Here is a 16,322-nt window from a genome sequence, read left to right on the forward strand (position 1 = left end):
GGATGTTTCTTTTTTATAAATCGTTTTATGCTTTAATCTGTTGTGCTCTTAATTTATCGGTACCCTCCATCTCATCTACATAACGGCTTACACTCAGTATAATACCGATGGCCACGCTGTTGAACCAGATCGAGGAACCACCCATACTCACAAGGGGCAGCGTAAGACCGGTAACGGGTACCAGGTGTACATTTACCGCCATATTCATCAGCGCCTGGAATACCAGGGTAAAGCTGAGCCCCACTGCCAGGAAGGCTCCGAACGCATAGGGACATCGCCTGAAGATGAGGATACTGCGCCAAAGAAAGAGCAGGTATACCCCTATTAATATCGTTGCCCCTATAATACCGTACTCTTCGATAATGATCGCGAAGATAAAGTCGGAATAGGGGTGCGGTAAAAAGTCGCGCGCCCAGCTTTTGCCCGGGCCGCGGCCGGTAAGGCCGCCACTGGCTATGGCAATCTTAGCCTGGGTACTCTGGTAATTGCTGTCTGCATCCTTATCGTCCGAACCCTTGCCCATATAGTTCTCGATACGTTTCTCCCAGGTAGCGCCACGGCCTATGCCCAGCGCCTTCGATACCAGGAAGAGCATCACCACGCCTGCAAGACCTACTGCGGCAAGCAACATAATATGCTTTACATCGACCCTGCCAATAAAGAACAGGATACAGCAGGTAAGGCCCAGCAACAAGGCCGTAGACAGGTTGGCCGGGGCAATGAGGCCGCAGATAATGAGTACGGGTACCAGTACCGGCAAAAAGCCCTTCTTGAAATCCTTGATCACTTTCTGCTTTATACTCAATTGCCGTGCCAGGAACATAAAGATTGCCAGGCGCGCCAGGTCCGAGGTCTGGAAGGTAAGGTTGATGATCGGCAGCTTGATCCAGCGGGAGCCCTCGTTGAGCGAGGTACCGAAGAACAGGGTGTAGATCAGCAAGGGGATACAAACCAGGAACAACAGCACGGAGAACCGTTTAAACTTGGTATAGTTGACCCGGTGTACGACGAAGATGATGCCGATGCCCGCGATCAGTACGCCAAGCTGCTTGACCATGTAAAAGCCGGAGCTTTTATCCATGCGCCAGGCCAGCGAGCCCGTAGCAGAGTATACGGCGAGCAGGCTCAGGAGCGATAGTAAGATCACTACCGACCAGATCACCTTATCTCCCTTTACCCTCTGTAATAGCTGTTGCATGATAATATCTGAATTTTAAAAAAATTACTTACAGTTCGCGTACCGCCTGCTTGAACTGAGTGCCGCGGTCTTCGTAGTTTTTGAACAGGTCGAAGCTGGCGCAACCCGGCGACAGCAATACCACATCTCCTTTTTCTGCCAGCGAATAAGCCGCGTTTACGGCATCTTTGGCGCTCTGTGTATCTACAATATGTTTGATCACGTTTTCGAATGCCTTGTGGATCGGCGCATTGTCGATACCCATACATACGATCGCTCTTACCTTTTCCTGTACCAGGTCCATGATCTCGTTATAATCGTTGCCTTTGTCCTGTCCGCCGAGGATCAGTACTACCGGCTGTTTCATGCTTTCGAGTGCAAACCATACCGAATTGAGATTGGTACCCTTGCTGTCATTGATAAAATCAACACCACGTACGGTCGCTACAAATTCGAGCCGGTGCTCGAGGCCTTCGAATGTGGAGAAACTTTCCCGGATCTTTTCTTTACGGATGCCTGCTGCCCTTGCTGAAATACCTGCCGCCATGGAGTTATATTGATTGTGCTTGCCTTTTAATGCCAGGTCGTGAATAGACAGTTTCATGTCGTCGCCTTCGTACTTAATGTGCATGTCTTCGTCTTTCATAAATGCACCTTCATCCTGGGGTAAGTTTTGTTCGCTCATCGTAATGCTGATTATTTTCGGTTTAATATGGTTATGTGCTAAGTATCTGGTAATCTCCGGGTCGTCTATATTGAGGATCAGCATGTCGTTTTCCGTCTGGAAGGCAGCAATCCTGAATTTCGATTTTATATAATTTTCAAACTTGTACTCGTAACGGTCGAGGTGGTCGGGCGTAATATTCAGCAATACCCCGATCTCGGCCCTGAAAGAAGTAATGTCGTCCAGCTGGAAACTGCTTACCTCGATCACATACCAGGCTGTGGGCGACAGGGCCACCTGCTTGGCAAAACTGATCCCGATATTGCCGACCATCGATACATCGAGTCCCGCATTGTGCAGCAGGTAATACAAAAGGCTGGTGGTGGTACTTTTACCGTTACTGCCCGTTATCGCTACAATCCTGCTGTCGCCTTTAAAACGGTAGGCCCATTCGATCTCGCTGATGATCTCTTTGCCCGCAGCCCTCAGGTTTTTGATCAGCTGCACTTTTTCCGGTATACCCGGGCTTTTGATCACCAGGTCGGCTGCCATAATGCGGTCGGCCGTATGCCCGTTCTCTTCGTATCCGATGCCTTCTTCCTCCAGTTCCTGTTTATAGTGCGGCTTTATGGGACCATTGTCCGACACAAAAACCGCGTATCCCTTTCGCCGGGCCAGTATGGCCGCACCGTTGCCGCTTTCTCCTGCGCCCAGTACTACGATATTGTTATATACTCTTTCCATGTATCCTCTTATTGTACTTTCAGCGAAACGATACTTAATACGACCAGCATGATGCCAATGATCCAGAAACGGGTTACGATCTTGCTTTCATGATAGCCCAGCTTCTGGTAGTGGTGATGCAGCGGCGACATCTTAAAGATGCGGCGGCCTTCGCCATACTTCTTCTTGGTATATTTAAAATAACTGACCTGGATCATTACCGACAGGTTTTCGACGATGAAAATGCCGCAGATGATGGGTATCAGTAATTCTTTACGTATGATGATAGCCAGCGAGGCAATGATACCGCCCAGTGCCAGGCTGCCGGTGTCGCCCATGAAAACCTGCGCCGGGTAAGAGTTGTACCACAGGAAACCGATACAGGCCCCAACAAAGGCCCCGATAAATATGGACAGCTCGCCCAGGTTGGGAATGTGCATGATATTGAGGTAACTCGCAAAAATGTAGTTACCCGATACATAGGCAAACACGCCGAAAGCCAGGCCCGCTATGGCCGAGGTGCCGGTGGCCAGCCCGTCGATACCATCGGTTATATTGACCCCGTTGGATATGGCGGTGATGACCAGGATCACGAACAGGATATATATGGTTGGCGTAAGCCAGCCCACTGCTTTTTCGCCGAATATGGAAGCGATCTTGGCATAACTCAGCTCATGGTTTTTGGTAAAGGGTACGGTGGTTACCGCGGCCTGTACCTGTACATAGGTATGCACATTGCCGTTTTCATCCACGCGGGTATAAGGCTCCGAAGCCAGCTTTTCCGCGTCGTTATAGAGTACCGGCTGGCCTTCGCGGATCTCGCGGGTGGTTACCACATGCTGGTTGTAGTACATGGTAAAGCCGATAATGATACCCAGGCCTACCTGGCCCAGTATTTTAAAACGGCCGGCCAGGCCTTCTTTATTCTTCCGGAATACTTTAATATAATCATCGAGAAAACCGATCAGTCCCAGCCATACGGTAGACAGCAGCATCATGACGATGTATACGTTCGTAATGCGCGCAAAGAGCAGGGTAGGGATAATGATACCTGCGATGATAATGAGTCCGCCCATGGTGGGAGTACCGCGTTTGGTTTCTTCGCCCTGCAGACCCAGGTCGCGTATGGTTTCACCGATCTGTTTGCGTTGCAGGAAACGGATCAGCCTTTTGCCGAAAACTAAAGTAATGACCAGCGACAATACTACGGCAACGGCAGCGCGGAAGGTGATGTATTGAAACAGCCCTGCGCCGGATAACCCGAATTCTTCCCGTAGGTATTTGAATAAATAGTATAACATGTCTGGTCTTTAATTACTTTTTGAATACGGTATTTTATTTTTCTAAAAGGGTAAACATCTCCTGCAGTACTTCTTTGTCGTCGAAATGGTGCCGCACGCCTTTTACCTCCTGGTACGTTTCATGTCCTTTGCCGGCGATCAGCAACACATCGTCGGGCTGGGCCAGCGAGCAGGCGGTCTTTATAGCCTCCCTGCGGTCGGTGATCCGGAGTACCTTTTTCTTATAAGAATAGCTTAGTCCCGATTCCATATCGTTCAATATCGCTTCCGGATCTTCGCTCCGCGGGTTATCGGAGGTCAGGATCACTTTGCTGCTGTGCTCGCAGGCTACCTCGGCCATTAGCGGCCTTTTGGTCTTGTCGCGGTCGCCGCCGCAACCTATTACCGTAATGATCTGGCCGGCCGATCCAAACTGTTTGATCGTAGCGAGTACATTGAGCAGCGCATCCGGCGTATGGGCGTAGTCCACGATACCCAGTATGCGTTCGTGGGCCGACCGGTAGGTTTCGAACCGGCCCGGGGCGCCCTGCATATTGCTGAGCAAAGCCAGTACCTGCATTTTATCTTCGCCCAGGCATACCGCGGCGCCATATACCGCCAGCAGGTTGTAGGCATTAAACAGGCCGCTCAGCCTGAAGTGTACATCCTGTTTGTCGATGGTCATATGCAGCCCGTCGAGGTTATTCTCCAGCACCTTGCCTTTAAAGTCGGAAGGCACGCGCAGGGAATAGGTCTTCTGCGTGGCTTTGGTATTCTGCAGCATCACCATGCCTCTTTTATCATCTACATTGGTAATGGCAAATGCTGTTTTGGGCAGGTTGTCGAAAAACGATTTTTTGACACTGATGTATTCGTCGAACGTCTTGTGGTAATCAAGATGGTCGTGGGTAATATTGGTAAACAGGCCACCGTCGAATGCGATGCCGGCAATGCGGTGCTGGTGGATGGCATGGGAGCTCACTTCCATAAACACGTGACTGCAGCCATCGTCGGCCATCTGGCGGAACAGGGCCTGCAGGCTTATCGGGTCGGGTGTGGTATGCGTGGCGGGCACTACCTGCTCGCCGATATGGTTCTGCACGGTAGAGATCAGGCCGCAATGATAACCCAGGCCCTGGAACAGTTTATAACTCAGCGTAGCCACGGTGGTCTTGCCATTGGTGCCGGTTACCCCCACCACGGTCATATTACGGCTGGGGTTGCCATAAAAGGTGGCGGCAACGATACCGGTCACTGCGGCTACTTCCTTTACCTGGATATAAGATACCTGTTCGGAAAGCGTGGCTGGCAGGTCTTCGCATACCACGGCTATTGCACCGGCAGCGATCACCTGGTCTATATATTTATGTCCATCGGTAAGGGTGCCTTTCTGTGCAAAGAAGAGGCAGCCCGGCTGTGCCTTACGGGAGTCGAGGATAAGCGCGCTTACCTCCGTATCGCTGTTGCCGGCGATATGCAGGGTGTTGATGGTTGCAATAAGTTGTTTAATCGTTGCCATATTGTGCGCTTATCCTAACTGTATATGTATATGTTGTCCTTTAATTACCTTGTTGCCGGCCTGCAGTGATTGGGTAACCACCTTGCCGTTGCCGCTTACGCTCACCTGCAATCCTGTATTTTCAAGGATGTATAAGGCGTCGCGCAGGCCCATGCCGCTTACGTCGGGCACATAACTTTTAGATGTTTCAACTTTGCGTAACGCATAACGGCCCGATGAATCGGGTTGGAGATACGCGATGCCCCGCCAGTTTTCGGCCGGGGCGGGCATGCCCATATTACGCATTACGGTCACCAGATTTTCGCTGGCCGCTTTTTTGGCTACGATCCTTTTCTCCTTAACCAGCGAATCGGCCGGAACGCGCCAGCCGCCGATATGTGCGGCATACAGCTTGTCGGCAATAGCTTTGAATACCGGTGCGCCTACCACGGCGCCATAGTAAGAACCGTGCGGGGTGGAGCGCACCACTACGGCAATGGTATACTGCGGGTTTTCATAGGGAAAATAACCTACGAACGATCCCTGGCGTACGCCATCGGCATAGGAGATGCCCTTATCGGCTACCTGTGCCGTACCGGTTTTACCGGCAGCGGTATAATAAGGCGACTTGATACCCCTTGCGGTGCCTTCTTCCACCACGGCGCGCATGGCCTGCTGCATCTGCGCTACGGTGCTGCGTTTGCCGATGCTGTCGACCAGCACGGTGGGTTTGAATTCTTTTACATTTAGACCGTACTCCCTGATTGCGCTTACCAGGTAAGGCTTCATCATACGGCCGTTATTGGCTACCGCATTGTACACCATGCAGGTGTGCAGCGGCGTGATCAGGCTTTCGTAGCCGTAACCGATCCAGGGCAGCGAGGTTACTTTGTTCCAGTCGCTGCTCGAGGTGGTCTTGATCCGCGGGCTGCGCTCGCCGGTAAGGTCTATGCCGGTTTTGATATTCAGCTTCAGCTTTTGCAGGTGACGGATATACTTCATCGGGTCGTTGAAGTAGTATTGGTTCACCAGTTTGGCAAAGGCCACGTTCGACGATTGGGCAAAGGCTTTCTTGATCGAGATCAGGCCCAGGCCGCCGTGGTCGTCCACCACGCGCTGGTTACCGAATACGGCTACACCGCCCTGTGCATTTACATTATCGTTGATGGTTACGTAACCGTCTTCCAGCAGCGAGTACAGCGACATCAGCTTAAAGGTGGAGCCGGGCTCCGTTGGGATCATGGCGTAGTTAAAGTCTTCCCAGTAGCTGCCATCCGACTGGCGGCCCAGGTTGGCCAGCGCCCTGATCTTGCCAGTTTTTACCTCCATTACGATGGCGGTGCCGTACTGGCAATTGTTTTTGGTCAGCACATCGAGCAGGGCATGTTCGGTTATGTCCTGGATATTGATGTCGAGTGTCGTTACGATATCCTGGCCGTTGATCGGGTCTACCTCCGAGCCTTCGATAGGCATCCAGGTGCCGCCTGTGGTTTTGCGGATAATACGACGCCCCTGCTTACCGCAGAGGACCGAATCATATTTTTTCTCCAGGCCGATGTTGTCCGCATTTTCACGGAACAAGCCCACCGTACGGTAGGCCAGCATGCCATAGGGGTTTACCCTGCGGGACCGGGGTTCGGCGATAAAACCGCCTTTGTTTTTTCCTTTACTCAGCAGCGGGAAGTTGCGCACCGCCTGGTATTCGTAATACGGTGCGTTCTTCCTGAGCAGCCAGTAGCGGTCGCCGCGTTTGTAGGCGTTCTTAAGCTGCTGCCGGTAATCATCGGCCGAGGCATCTGCAAAAAGCCGGGACATACAGGTGGCCAGCGTATCTACATATTGCCGGAAGGTATCTTTATTGATCGCTTTAAAATCCACGCGCAGGTCGAACTGCGGTATGGTGGACGATAACAGGGTACCGTCTTCGGAATAGATATTGCCGCGTTCGGGAAATAATTTTTCTTCTTTGGTATGGGCTTTCTCTGCCTGGGCGCGCAGGGACTCGCCTTCGTTTACCTGTATGGTCAGGGCTTTTACAATAATAGCCACTGCCAGTATAACTATACCGGTAAAGGAAAGGTAAACCCTGAATCGTATGTCGCGTTTTACATCCATCTCTCTCTTGATCGTGCCAGGTGTATATATTAATCTTCGGTTGCCGGAGCCGGCGCGGTTACTTTTATTTCGAAGGCCGGTTTGTCGAGCGGTTTAAGGCCCAGTTCTGCTGCTTTAGGTACCAGTTGGGTTTCGGAGGTCTGGTACATCAGCCGCGACTGTATATCCATATACCGCCAGCGCAGCTCCTTTAGTTCTTTTGTTTTATCGTTGATACTGCGGGTCAGCGAAATGGCCCTGTTGTTGTTCGTGATATACAGGATACAAAGCAGCGTTACGAACATGAGGTACGGCGTGTTGCGCACGATACCCTGGTACGAGATCCGCTCTATCACATCTTTCCAGCTGCTCTGCCGCGCCGCCGCAGCACTCTCGGGCGCCGGTTGTTCCGGTGCGGGTACTGCGATCTCCTCTGTATTGCTTGTTGCCGGCATGATCTGCTGCTGTTTCTTTTATATTTTTTCGGCCACCCTCAGTCTTGCACTGCGCGACCTTGGGTTTTCATTAATTTCTTCTTCTGTAGGCACGATATCTTTAAGCGCCTTCAAAGGGTTTTCGAAAAGACTGCGGCCAAAAGGATCGGTCTGCTGTTCGGTTTCGAAGGTGCCGCGTTTCATAAACTGCTTTACCATGCGGTCTTCCAGCGAGTGGAAGGTGATTACGGCCAGGCGCCCGCCCGGGTTGAGACAGGCTATGGTCTGTTGCAGGAAGTCCTGCAGTACGCCCATCTCGTCGTTTACTTCTATGCGTAAAGCCTGGAACACCTGTGCCAGGTAGCGGTTGGGATTGCCTTTAATGCAATCGCCGATCAGATCTTTAAAACTCTGTATGGTCTGTACCGACATTTTCTTTCGTCCATCGACGATAGTCTTTGCCAGGGTACGTGCATTTCTTACTTCGCCGTATTGCTCCAGGATGCGGTGCAGCTGCTCTTCCGAATAGTCGCGTACCAGGTCGGTAGCGGTAAAGTCGGCGCGTTCGTCCATACGCATATCGAGCGGTGCATCGAAGCGGATCGAAAAACCCCTGTCGGCTGTGTCGAACTGGAAAGAGCTAACCCCAAGATCGACGAGTATACCGTCTACCCTGGGAGATCCGTGTAATCTCAGGAAGCGTTTCAGGTAGCGGAAGTTTTCCTTTACCAGGATAATACGCTTATCATCCGGCAGGTTTTGCCAGGCGTCTTTATCATGATCGAAAACGATCAGTTTTCCTTTTTTGCCCAACCGTTTCAGGATTTCGCGGCTGTGCCCGCCGCCGCCGAAGGTGCCGTCCACATACACGCCGTTATCCCTGATGTTCAGGGCATCTACGGCTTCGTGCAGGAGTACGGAACGGTGGTAGGTGGACGGGTTACTCATGGGTACTTATATATATTGCCGTTAGCGGCGGGAATGAATCATTGTTATTGAAAAGGGTCCATAAAACTTCCTCCGAATACCTCGTCTGCCAGGTCGCTGAGCCCTTCGCTATGTTGCTTGATGTAATCGTAATAAGTATCTTTATCCCAAATTTCAACTTTGTTACCCTGCGCCGAGAATACGAGATCCTTTTTCATGCCTGCATACTCCTGTAGCGATTTCGGTAGCAGCATACGTCCGGCACTGTCCAGCTCCACTATAGTTGCGCCGCCCATCAACAATCTTTTTACCCGGGCGGCCTTGGTATTCAATTCATTTAGTTTGGAAAGCTTTGCGGTAAACTGTTCCCAGTCCTGCATAGTATATAATGTGAGAAAGTTCTCCAGGCCGCGGCTGACAATAAAGCGCAATTCACCTTCTTCCGGCAATTGCTTGCGAAATCCGGCGGGCATCAGGAAGCGACCTTTGGCGTCCATTGCTACTTCATATTCCCCTAAAAAGCCTGTCATTGCTGGGTTTTACCAAAACTTTCCACAAAATAACACAATTTCCCACAAATTACCACGGCGTAGTATTGAATATTTTTTCCACATATTATTTTGTCTTAGATGCAATGCTGTCGCGGCTTTGCGCAATTTTTTATCTTTGTGGTCTAAAAGTGTGTGGATAAGTTGTTTGTTGTTGTGGATATCTTTGTTTTGAGTGTGATTTGTTGCTTTGTTGCTGTGGGCAACTTGTTTGTAATGCGGATTTTGTGATTTTTTTATGCAATTTTAAATCAGGAAAAATATGGATATCAGGAACCGGGAGGATATCGAATTGCTGGTAAACGAGTTTTATACCGCTATTCGCGGGGATGAATTACTGGGGCCGATCTTTAATGGTGTGATCGGCGACCGCTGGTCCTATCATCTGGAAAAGATGTACAGCTTCTGGGAAACGGTGCTGCTGGGGAACCATACGTATTCGGGGGCGCCCTTTATGCCGCATGCGCGGCTGCCGCTGGAGCAGCGTCATTTCGATCGCTGGCTGCAACTGTTCGATCAAACGGCAGACCGGCATTTTGAAGGGGATATCGCCGATGATGCCAAAGCCAGGGCCGCAAAAATGGCGGTTATGTTTCTCGCCAAGATCAATTACCTGAAGGAACACGGGCAATTCCGGCCCCTGGCCTGAGCCGCTGCAGACCGTTAGCAGGCATATAGCTACCGTTTATATAATTGGCTCTATTAATTTTATGTTTTTCTTTTGACTTCATTAACTTTTCTTTTATTTTCGCGGCCCTAAAATCCCCCTGAAAAAAGTTATGAACTTCAAAAGAATCAAATTCAAGACCTTGTGCCTGGGTATTATCCTGACCTGCCTGTTGCAGGATGCCGGCGCGCAATGGTTCCAATTGCCGGGCGTGCTCCAGCGTTATGAAATGGGATATAGTTATGCCGTTGGTATGGCTACCTACAAGAGTTCCAACAATTGGAATAACGGGGGCAATAACCTCGATACTTCCTTTAGCCAGGATGTAACTTCCACCGCTGGTTTTGGCGTAGTGGTCGGCACATCGATCCCCTTAAAGCAGCTGAGCAACCGTTGTATGCTGGCCCTCGGCATCGGTTACAACTACAACATGTTTACCTGGGATTATAAAAGTCCTTCGTTCCGGAACAAGCTGACCGATGGGGAAGGAAGGGTGTATTATGATTTCAACGAACTGCCGATCTCCGGTGTCTCTCTCCAGATGGGTTTGCCGATAAGCGCCGATTTTAAATTCGGTAACGATGCCTTCCTGCGTAAAAATGTACGGTTTGGTACCACCTTCGGTGCAGGTGTACTGCCTGTGGCCGCTATGACGGCCGACTTCGACAATGCCGGTTTCGGTTTTGGCGCTGCGCCTTTTGTAAAAGCCGAAGTGGGCATTTTTGCCGGGATCTGTTTTAAGCTGCGTGCACAATACGCGCTGGGCTACCTGCCTTTTTACGACAGCAAGAACAGCCTGTCCGGCTTTACCGGTTATGATGTGAAAAGTTCCCTGATCGGGAAACAACAGCTTTCCATTTCCCTGTTGATCATGCCGTTTTCCTGGGCATGGCAGGAGCGCGGCTGGTGGAATACTTATTAATAGCCGGAGTATATGCCGGGAAAGTACAGCCTTAACCGGGTTGTACTTTTTTTTAAAATCACCGGGTTTAAATACAGTCGCTTACGTATAGTTTATGTAATTGACGGTTATGGCCCAACCCCGGATTTCTTTCGATCGTCTTTAAGAATATAGGCCCGTAGTCAATCAATCCAGTAAGGCGCCTGCTTTTCCGCTGCTCCTGTAAAATAGCCTGCCGGCCCCAGATCTCCCGATAACATAATCAGCCTGCCCGGCGATAGACCGGCAGGATGGTGAGCATACTAAAGTCGTTTTTTTGTTTTTTGTTTTCGATTGTACAGACGGCCGGAAGGCCGTCTTTTTTTGTAAATAATTTAGAAACTGCAGCGGGTTTCCTATCGGTATAAAACCGGATAAAGTAAAAACACCCATCCCTTTATCCCATGAAAAAATACCTGAAAAAAACGGCCCGTTTTACGGCTTATGTGCTCGGTTCCCTTACCGGCCTCGTGCTCCTCTATATCGGCGCAGCCTGGTTGCTGTCGCGTGTGCCCGTAAACCGGCATGCGGCGCCTGCCGGCGATACGGCGGTCTCCATATATATACGGACGAATGGTGTGCACACCGATATCGTAACGCCCGTTCGTAATGCGATTAAGGACTGGCGGCCGGATATTCCTTTTACAAATACCGGCTCGGGCGATACGGCTATGGCCTATATTGCCTTTGGCTGGGGCGATAAGGGCTTTTACCTGCAAACCCCCGAATGGTCCGATCTGAAATTCAGCGTGGCCTTCAAAGCCATGTTCCACCTGGGTTCTACGGCGATGCACACTACCTTTTATAAAACCATGTCTACCGGCGCCTCTTGTAAGGAGATCCGGATCAGCGCAACGCAGTACGGTAAGCTGGTGGCGTATCTGGAGGGGAGTTTCTGCAAGGATGACCGGGGGAAGTTTATAGCCATTGCTACGGCAAATGACGGGTATGGGGATGATGACGCTTTTTATGAGGCCAAGGGCGTATACGACCTGTTTCATACCTGTAACACCTGGGCCAACAATGCGCTCAAGGCCTGCGATCAGCGTGCCTGTTTATGGACGCCCATCGATAAGGGTATTTTTTACCAGTACCGGGAGCGATAATAAAGGCCCTTTCGAAAAAGGGCCTTTATGTTGATCGTAAAAGTTGAAATAGTGGTTAGGCCAGCGCCGTAGGCGGGCGGTGGCGCGGCTACGGCGTATATTTAATCAGGGGTAAAGCATGCGATGGTTCAAAACAAAACGGGCCGCCTCTTCAAGAGGCGGCCCGCGGGTCTATTGCGTATCGTTGGCTTATTTATGTTTACGACTTCCGGAGCCGGATCACTTTAAGGTGATGCAGTGCGAAGATCACGACATAAGAAGGATCGAACTCGTACCACTTCTTGGCAAAGTTCACGCTGTTGGGACTTTTGTGATGGTTGTTCTGCATCAGTTCGCCCATCATCAGGAAATCGATCGGCAGGCTGTTTTTACTGTGGTCCTGGTTATCGAAACTGGAATAGCCGTATTTGTGGCCGCACCAGTTTACGATAGCGCCATGCACCGGTCCCATAAAGAAGTGTACCGGCAGCAGGAGGAACATCCACCAGGACGAAGCGAAAGCGATATAAAAGGCAATATAACCCAGCATAAACAAGATGCGCACCGACCACATATCGCTGATCTTATCCATGATCTTCCATTCGGGATAATTGCCCTGGAAGGCCTTTTCGGGCTGTACATTATACTTGGCGTAATTGAGGTAAATATCTTTAGTATGCATGGTCATATGCCATACATCTTTGAAAAAATGCGGGGAATGCGGGTCCTGCTCGGTATCGCTGTAGGCATGGTGCATACGGTGCATGATGGCATACGCACGCGGGTTCAGGAACGAAGAGCCTTGTGTAACAAAGGTGAACAGGTAGAAAAAACGTTCCCAGAATTTACTCATGGTAAACATTTTATGGGAGCCGTAACGATGCAGGAAAAACGTTTGGCCGAAAAGAGATAAGAACCAGTGTGCTACAAAAAAAATTAAAATGGGCATTACAAATATTAAGCGATAAAAAAACAACAGCTCTGAAGCCGTTCAGAGCTGTTGGCAGTCGGCGCAAAGTTATCGTTTATAACCGATTCCTTCGTTTATTATATTTCAAATTATATGGCTACCGGGCCTGGTACTCAGAGGTACTCCGCAGTATAGCTTTCTTTTACCTTTTTTAGTCCGTCGGGCTGACCGCTGTATAAGAGCTGGCCGCCGCCGGCGCCGCCTTCGGGGCCGATATCGATCAGCCAGTCGGCATTTCGGATCACATCGGTATTGTGCTCGATCACGATAATGGAATGTCCCTGTTCGATCAGGGCGTGGAAGGAGCGCAGCAGTTTGTTGATATCGTGGAAATGTAGGCCGGTTGTGGGTTCGTCGAATATAAAGAGGATCTTCTCCTTCGTATTGCCGCGGCCCAGGAAGGAGGCGAGTTTTACACGCTGCGCTTCACCGCCGCTAAGGGTATTGCTCGACTGTCCCAGCTTTACATAACCCAGGCCTACATCGCTCAGCGGCTGCAGGCGTTGTGCCAGGGCCTTTTCATCGTCAAAGAAAGCGATGGCTTCATCCACGCTCATTTCCAGCACATCGTGTATGTTCTTCTCCCGGTAGGTTACTTCCAGCACTTCGTCCTTAAAGCGTTTGCCCTTGCAGCTTTCGCATACCAGGTGTACATCGGCCAGGAACTGCATTTCAACAACCACTTCGCCTTCGCCTTTACAGGTATCGCAGCGGCCGCCATCTACGTTAAACGAAAAATGCTTGGGCTGGAAGCCGCGCATTTTGGCGATCCGTTGTTTGGCAAACAGGTTGCGGATCTCGTCGTAGGCTTTAATATAAGTAACGGGGTTGCTGCGCGATGATTTGCCAATGGGATTTTGATCGACCATTTCCACCTGCTGGATCATTTTAAGATCGCCGCTCAAGGCTTTGTGCGTGCCCGGCCTGTCGGTCGTTTCGCCCAGGTGCTTTTGCAGCGCAGGATACAGCGTTTGTTTGACCAGTGTGGTCTTGCCCGAACCGCTTACCCCCGTAACCACGCAAAGCATGTTGAGCGGGAACGATACAGTAATATCTTTAAGGTTGTGCTGGCGGGCGCCTTCGATGGTAATATAATTGATGGCCTTACGTTTAGCCGGTATGCCGCTTTGGCCGGAGGTAACCTGTAAGGCGCCCGAAAGGTATTGTCCAGTAAGGCTTGCAGGCGCTTTCAATATCTCTTTATAGGTGCCGGCGGCAATCACCTCGCCACCCAGGTGTGAGGCCAGTGGCCCCATGTCGATAATATAATCGGCTTCCTGCATCATCATTTCATCGTGCTCTACCACCACTACCGTATTGTTCAGGTCGCGCAGGTTTTTGAGTACATGGATCAGGCGTGCCGTATCGCGGGGATGCAGGCCTATGCTCGGTTCGTCGAGTATATAAAGCGAGTCGGTAAGGTTGCTACCGAGGAATTTGGTCAGCTGTATACGCTGGCTTTCACCACCCGACAGGGAATTGGCCAGGCGGTTAAGGGTAAGGTAGCCCAGGCCCACGTCCAGCAATGTTTTCAGGCGTTGGTTGATCTCTACCAGGATACGTTGGGCAATAGCGCTTTGTTGCGCCGATAGCTTAATCGATTCGAACCAGGCATTGAGATCGCTTACCGGCAGGTCGGTAAGTGCCGCGATGTCGGCGCTGTTTACCTTTACATACAAGGCATCGGGCCGCAGGCGGGTACCCCTGCAGGTCGGGCATTTGGTACGGCCGCGGTAGCGGGCCTGCATAACGCGGTACTGGATCTTGTACAGGTTCTCTTCCACCATTTTAAAGAAGTCGTCGATCCAGCGCTGCAACACGGATTCCTGTTCTTTGCTCAGTTCCAGCACGGGCTTGTGTATCGGGAAGCCTTTGGGGCCTTCGGCCCGGATAAAGGCCGCCTTCCATTCCGACATCTTTTCTCCTTTCCAGGGTACCACGGCATCTTCATAAACACTCAGTCTTTTATCCGGGATCACCAGGTCTTCGTCGATACCCAGTACCTGGCCGAAGCCTTCGCATACGGGGCATGCGCCGTAAGGGTTGTTGAACGAAAAGAGGTTGGGCGTAGGTTCTTCGAAGCTCATGCCATCGGCCTCGAAGCGGTTGTTGAAGGTATGAATCTTATTACCATCCGTTTCGAGCAGGCAGGCGCCGTCGCTTTCGTAGAAGGCCGTCTGCACACTGTCGGCGATACGGTGAATGTCATCTTCATCAAAATCCGCCTTGGCCACGATACGGTCGATCAGCAGGTATACCTGGGCTTTAGCGCCGGGTATCTGCGTTTCATCTTCGATCAGGTCTTCGATGCGCAATACGGCGCCTTGTTTTTTCTCTACGGCATACACCCTCGAAAAGCCTTTCTGCAACAGTACATTCAGCTCCTCTGCAATGCTGCGGCCGCTCAGGGTGCGGAAGGGAACCAGGATCTGCACCTTGGTGCCTTCCGGCAGGGTTTTTATAAAATCCACCACATCGGTTACATCATCCTTCTTCACTTCTTTGCCGGATATGGGCGAATAGGTTTTGCCCACACGGGCGAAGAGCAGGCGCAGGTAGTCCTGCAGCTCGGTCATAGAGCCTACGGTCGAGCGGGGCGTGCGCGTGGTTACTTTTTGTTCGATGGCAATAGCCGGGCATATGCCTTTAATAAAGTCTACGTCGGGTTTATCCATGCGCATCAGGAACTGGCGGGCATAAGCACTGAGGCTTTCTGCATAGCGTCTTTGTCCTTCGGCAAAGAGGGTATCCATGGTCAGCGACGATTTGCCGGAACCGGATACGCCGGTTACCACCACCAGTTTATTACGGGGAATGGCAACCGTTATATTTTTCAGGTTATGCATCCTTGCGCCCTGGATGATGATGGCATCCTGTTCGGGTGTGGGGGCTGCGGCTTTTGATCTTTTTTTCGGGGGTGTTTTTATGGTCGACATCTGTATGCACCTCTGTATTGAGTATGGGTGAAGCGTTTCGCGCTGCAAAGAGGAAGACCGGATGAACGGCGCTAACTGCTGCGCAAAAACGGACGTAAAGTTACATCATTTACGACGATCGGCGGGCTTAAAGCTATCGTAAAAATCTATTTCTTTATCATGTATGGCCGGCCGGAGCTCGTAGAGGCCATAGGGCTAATCTGCATGAGTTCTGGTCGCGTTACCGTTTGCGGGTAGCCGGGATTCAGGTAAAAGGTTTGGAAGCATGTTATCGACCAACCATCGTAGGATGATCCATGATTTCTTTTTGCAAATCTTTACAGTAGCGTAATTATGTGCTCTTTCCCAATAAGTTAAAATATTTGTATAAATTAATGTA

Annotated in this window: 13 protein-coding genes; 3 read left to right on the top strand and 10 right to left on the bottom strand. The window is 50.7% G+C overall.

Features of this window, described 5'->3' with window-relative positions; all coding sequences use genetic code 11:
- Positions 1-25: 25 nt before the first annotated feature.
- The 8 genes from B0I18_RS04405 to mraZ are packed head-to-tail and all read right to left on the bottom strand — an operon-like array spanning position 26 to position 9,327.
- Positions 26-1,198 carry an FtsW/RodA/SpoVE family cell cycle protein gene (locus B0I18_RS04405; RefSeq protein ID WP_106521421.1) on the bottom strand — a complete coding sequence of 391 codons (1,173 nt, stop codon included), beginning with the start codon at positions 1,196-1,198 and terminating at the stop codon, positions 26-28.
- Between the two features lie 28 nt (positions 1,199-1,226).
- Positions 1,227-2,585, bottom strand: a complete 1,359-nt coding sequence (gene murD / locus B0I18_RS04410; RefSeq protein WP_106521422.1) for a UDP-N-acetylmuramoyl-L-alanine--D-glutamate ligase — start codon at positions 2,583-2,585, stop codon at positions 1,227-1,229.
- Positions 2,586-2,593: 8 nt separating this feature from the next.
- Entirely contained in the window at positions 2,594-3,865 is a 1,272-nt protein-coding gene (gene mraY / locus B0I18_RS04415) for a phospho-N-acetylmuramoyl-pentapeptide-transferase (protein ID WP_106521423.1), read from the bottom strand.
- Between the two features lie 34 nt (positions 3,866-3,899).
- Complete coding sequence (locus tag B0I18_RS04420; RefSeq protein WP_106521424.1) at positions 3,900-5,363, bottom strand: UDP-N-acetylmuramoyl-L-alanyl-D-glutamate--2,6-diaminopimelate ligase; 1,464 nt, start codon at positions 5,361-5,363, stop codon at positions 3,900-3,902.
- A 9-nt stretch (positions 5,364-5,372) separates the two neighbouring features.
- Positions 5,373-7,457 carry a penicillin-binding protein gene (locus B0I18_RS04425; RefSeq protein ID WP_106521425.1) on the bottom strand — a complete coding sequence of 695 codons (2,085 nt, stop codon included), beginning with the start codon at positions 7,455-7,457 and terminating at the stop codon, positions 5,373-5,375.
- 29 nt (positions 7,458-7,486) lie between these two features.
- On the bottom strand, positions 7,487-7,891 hold the full coding sequence (locus B0I18_RS04430; RefSeq protein ID WP_106521426.1) for an FtsL-like putative cell division protein: 405 nt from the start codon (positions 7,889-7,891) through the stop codon (positions 7,487-7,489).
- A gap of 18 nt (positions 7,892-7,909) precedes the next feature.
- Entirely contained in the window at positions 7,910-8,818 is a 909-nt protein-coding gene (gene rsmH, locus B0I18_RS04435) for a 16S rRNA (cytosine(1402)-N(4))-methyltransferase RsmH (protein ID WP_106521427.1), read from the bottom strand.
- Positions 8,819-8,862: 44 nt separating this feature from the next.
- Positions 8,863-9,327, bottom strand: coding sequence for a division/cell wall cluster transcriptional repressor MraZ (gene mraZ, locus B0I18_RS04440; RefSeq protein ID WP_106521428.1), 465 nt, complete (start codon positions 9,325-9,327; stop codon positions 8,863-8,865).
- 280 nt (positions 9,328-9,607) lie between these two features.
- On the opposite strand from mraZ, the gene B0I18_RS04445 reads away from it, so the two are divergent.
- From B0I18_RS04445 to B0I18_RS04455, 3 genes are all read left to right on the top strand, one after another.
- Positions 9,608-9,994 (top strand): group III truncated hemoglobin, encoded by a 387-nt coding sequence (locus B0I18_RS04445; protein WP_106521429.1) that lies wholly within the window; start codon positions 9,608-9,610, stop codon positions 9,992-9,994.
- A gap of 130 nt (positions 9,995-10,124) precedes the next feature.
- Positions 10,125-10,934, top strand: a complete 810-nt coding sequence (locus B0I18_RS04450; RefSeq protein WP_106521430.1) for a hypothetical protein — start codon at positions 10,125-10,127, stop codon at positions 10,932-10,934.
- A gap of 422 nt (positions 10,935-11,356) precedes the next feature.
- Positions 11,357-12,058 carry a TIGR02117 family protein gene (locus B0I18_RS04455; RefSeq protein WP_106521431.1) on the top strand — a complete coding sequence of 234 codons (702 nt, stop codon included), beginning with the start codon at positions 11,357-11,359 and terminating at the stop codon, positions 12,056-12,058.
- Between the two features lie 199 nt (positions 12,059-12,257).
- Here the strand turns inward: B0I18_RS04455 and B0I18_RS04460 are convergent, their stop codons facing one another.
- Positions 12,258-12,986 carry an acyl-CoA desaturase gene (locus B0I18_RS04460; RefSeq protein WP_106521432.1) on the bottom strand — a complete coding sequence of 243 codons (729 nt, stop codon included), beginning with the start codon at positions 12,984-12,986 and terminating at the stop codon, positions 12,258-12,260.
- 134 nt (positions 12,987-13,120) lie between these two features.
- Positions 13,121-15,943, bottom strand: coding sequence for an excinuclease ABC subunit UvrA (uvrA, locus tag B0I18_RS04465; RefSeq protein WP_106521433.1), 2,823 nt, complete (start codon positions 15,941-15,943; stop codon positions 13,121-13,123).
- Positions 15,944-16,322 lie beyond the last annotated feature (379 nt).

Origin of the sequence: Taibaiella chishuiensis, assembly GCF_003014535.1 — a bacterium.
In the GTDB taxonomy this organism is placed as follows: Bacteria; Bacteroidota; Bacteroidia; order Chitinophagales; family Chitinophagaceae; genus Taibaiella; species Taibaiella chishuiensis.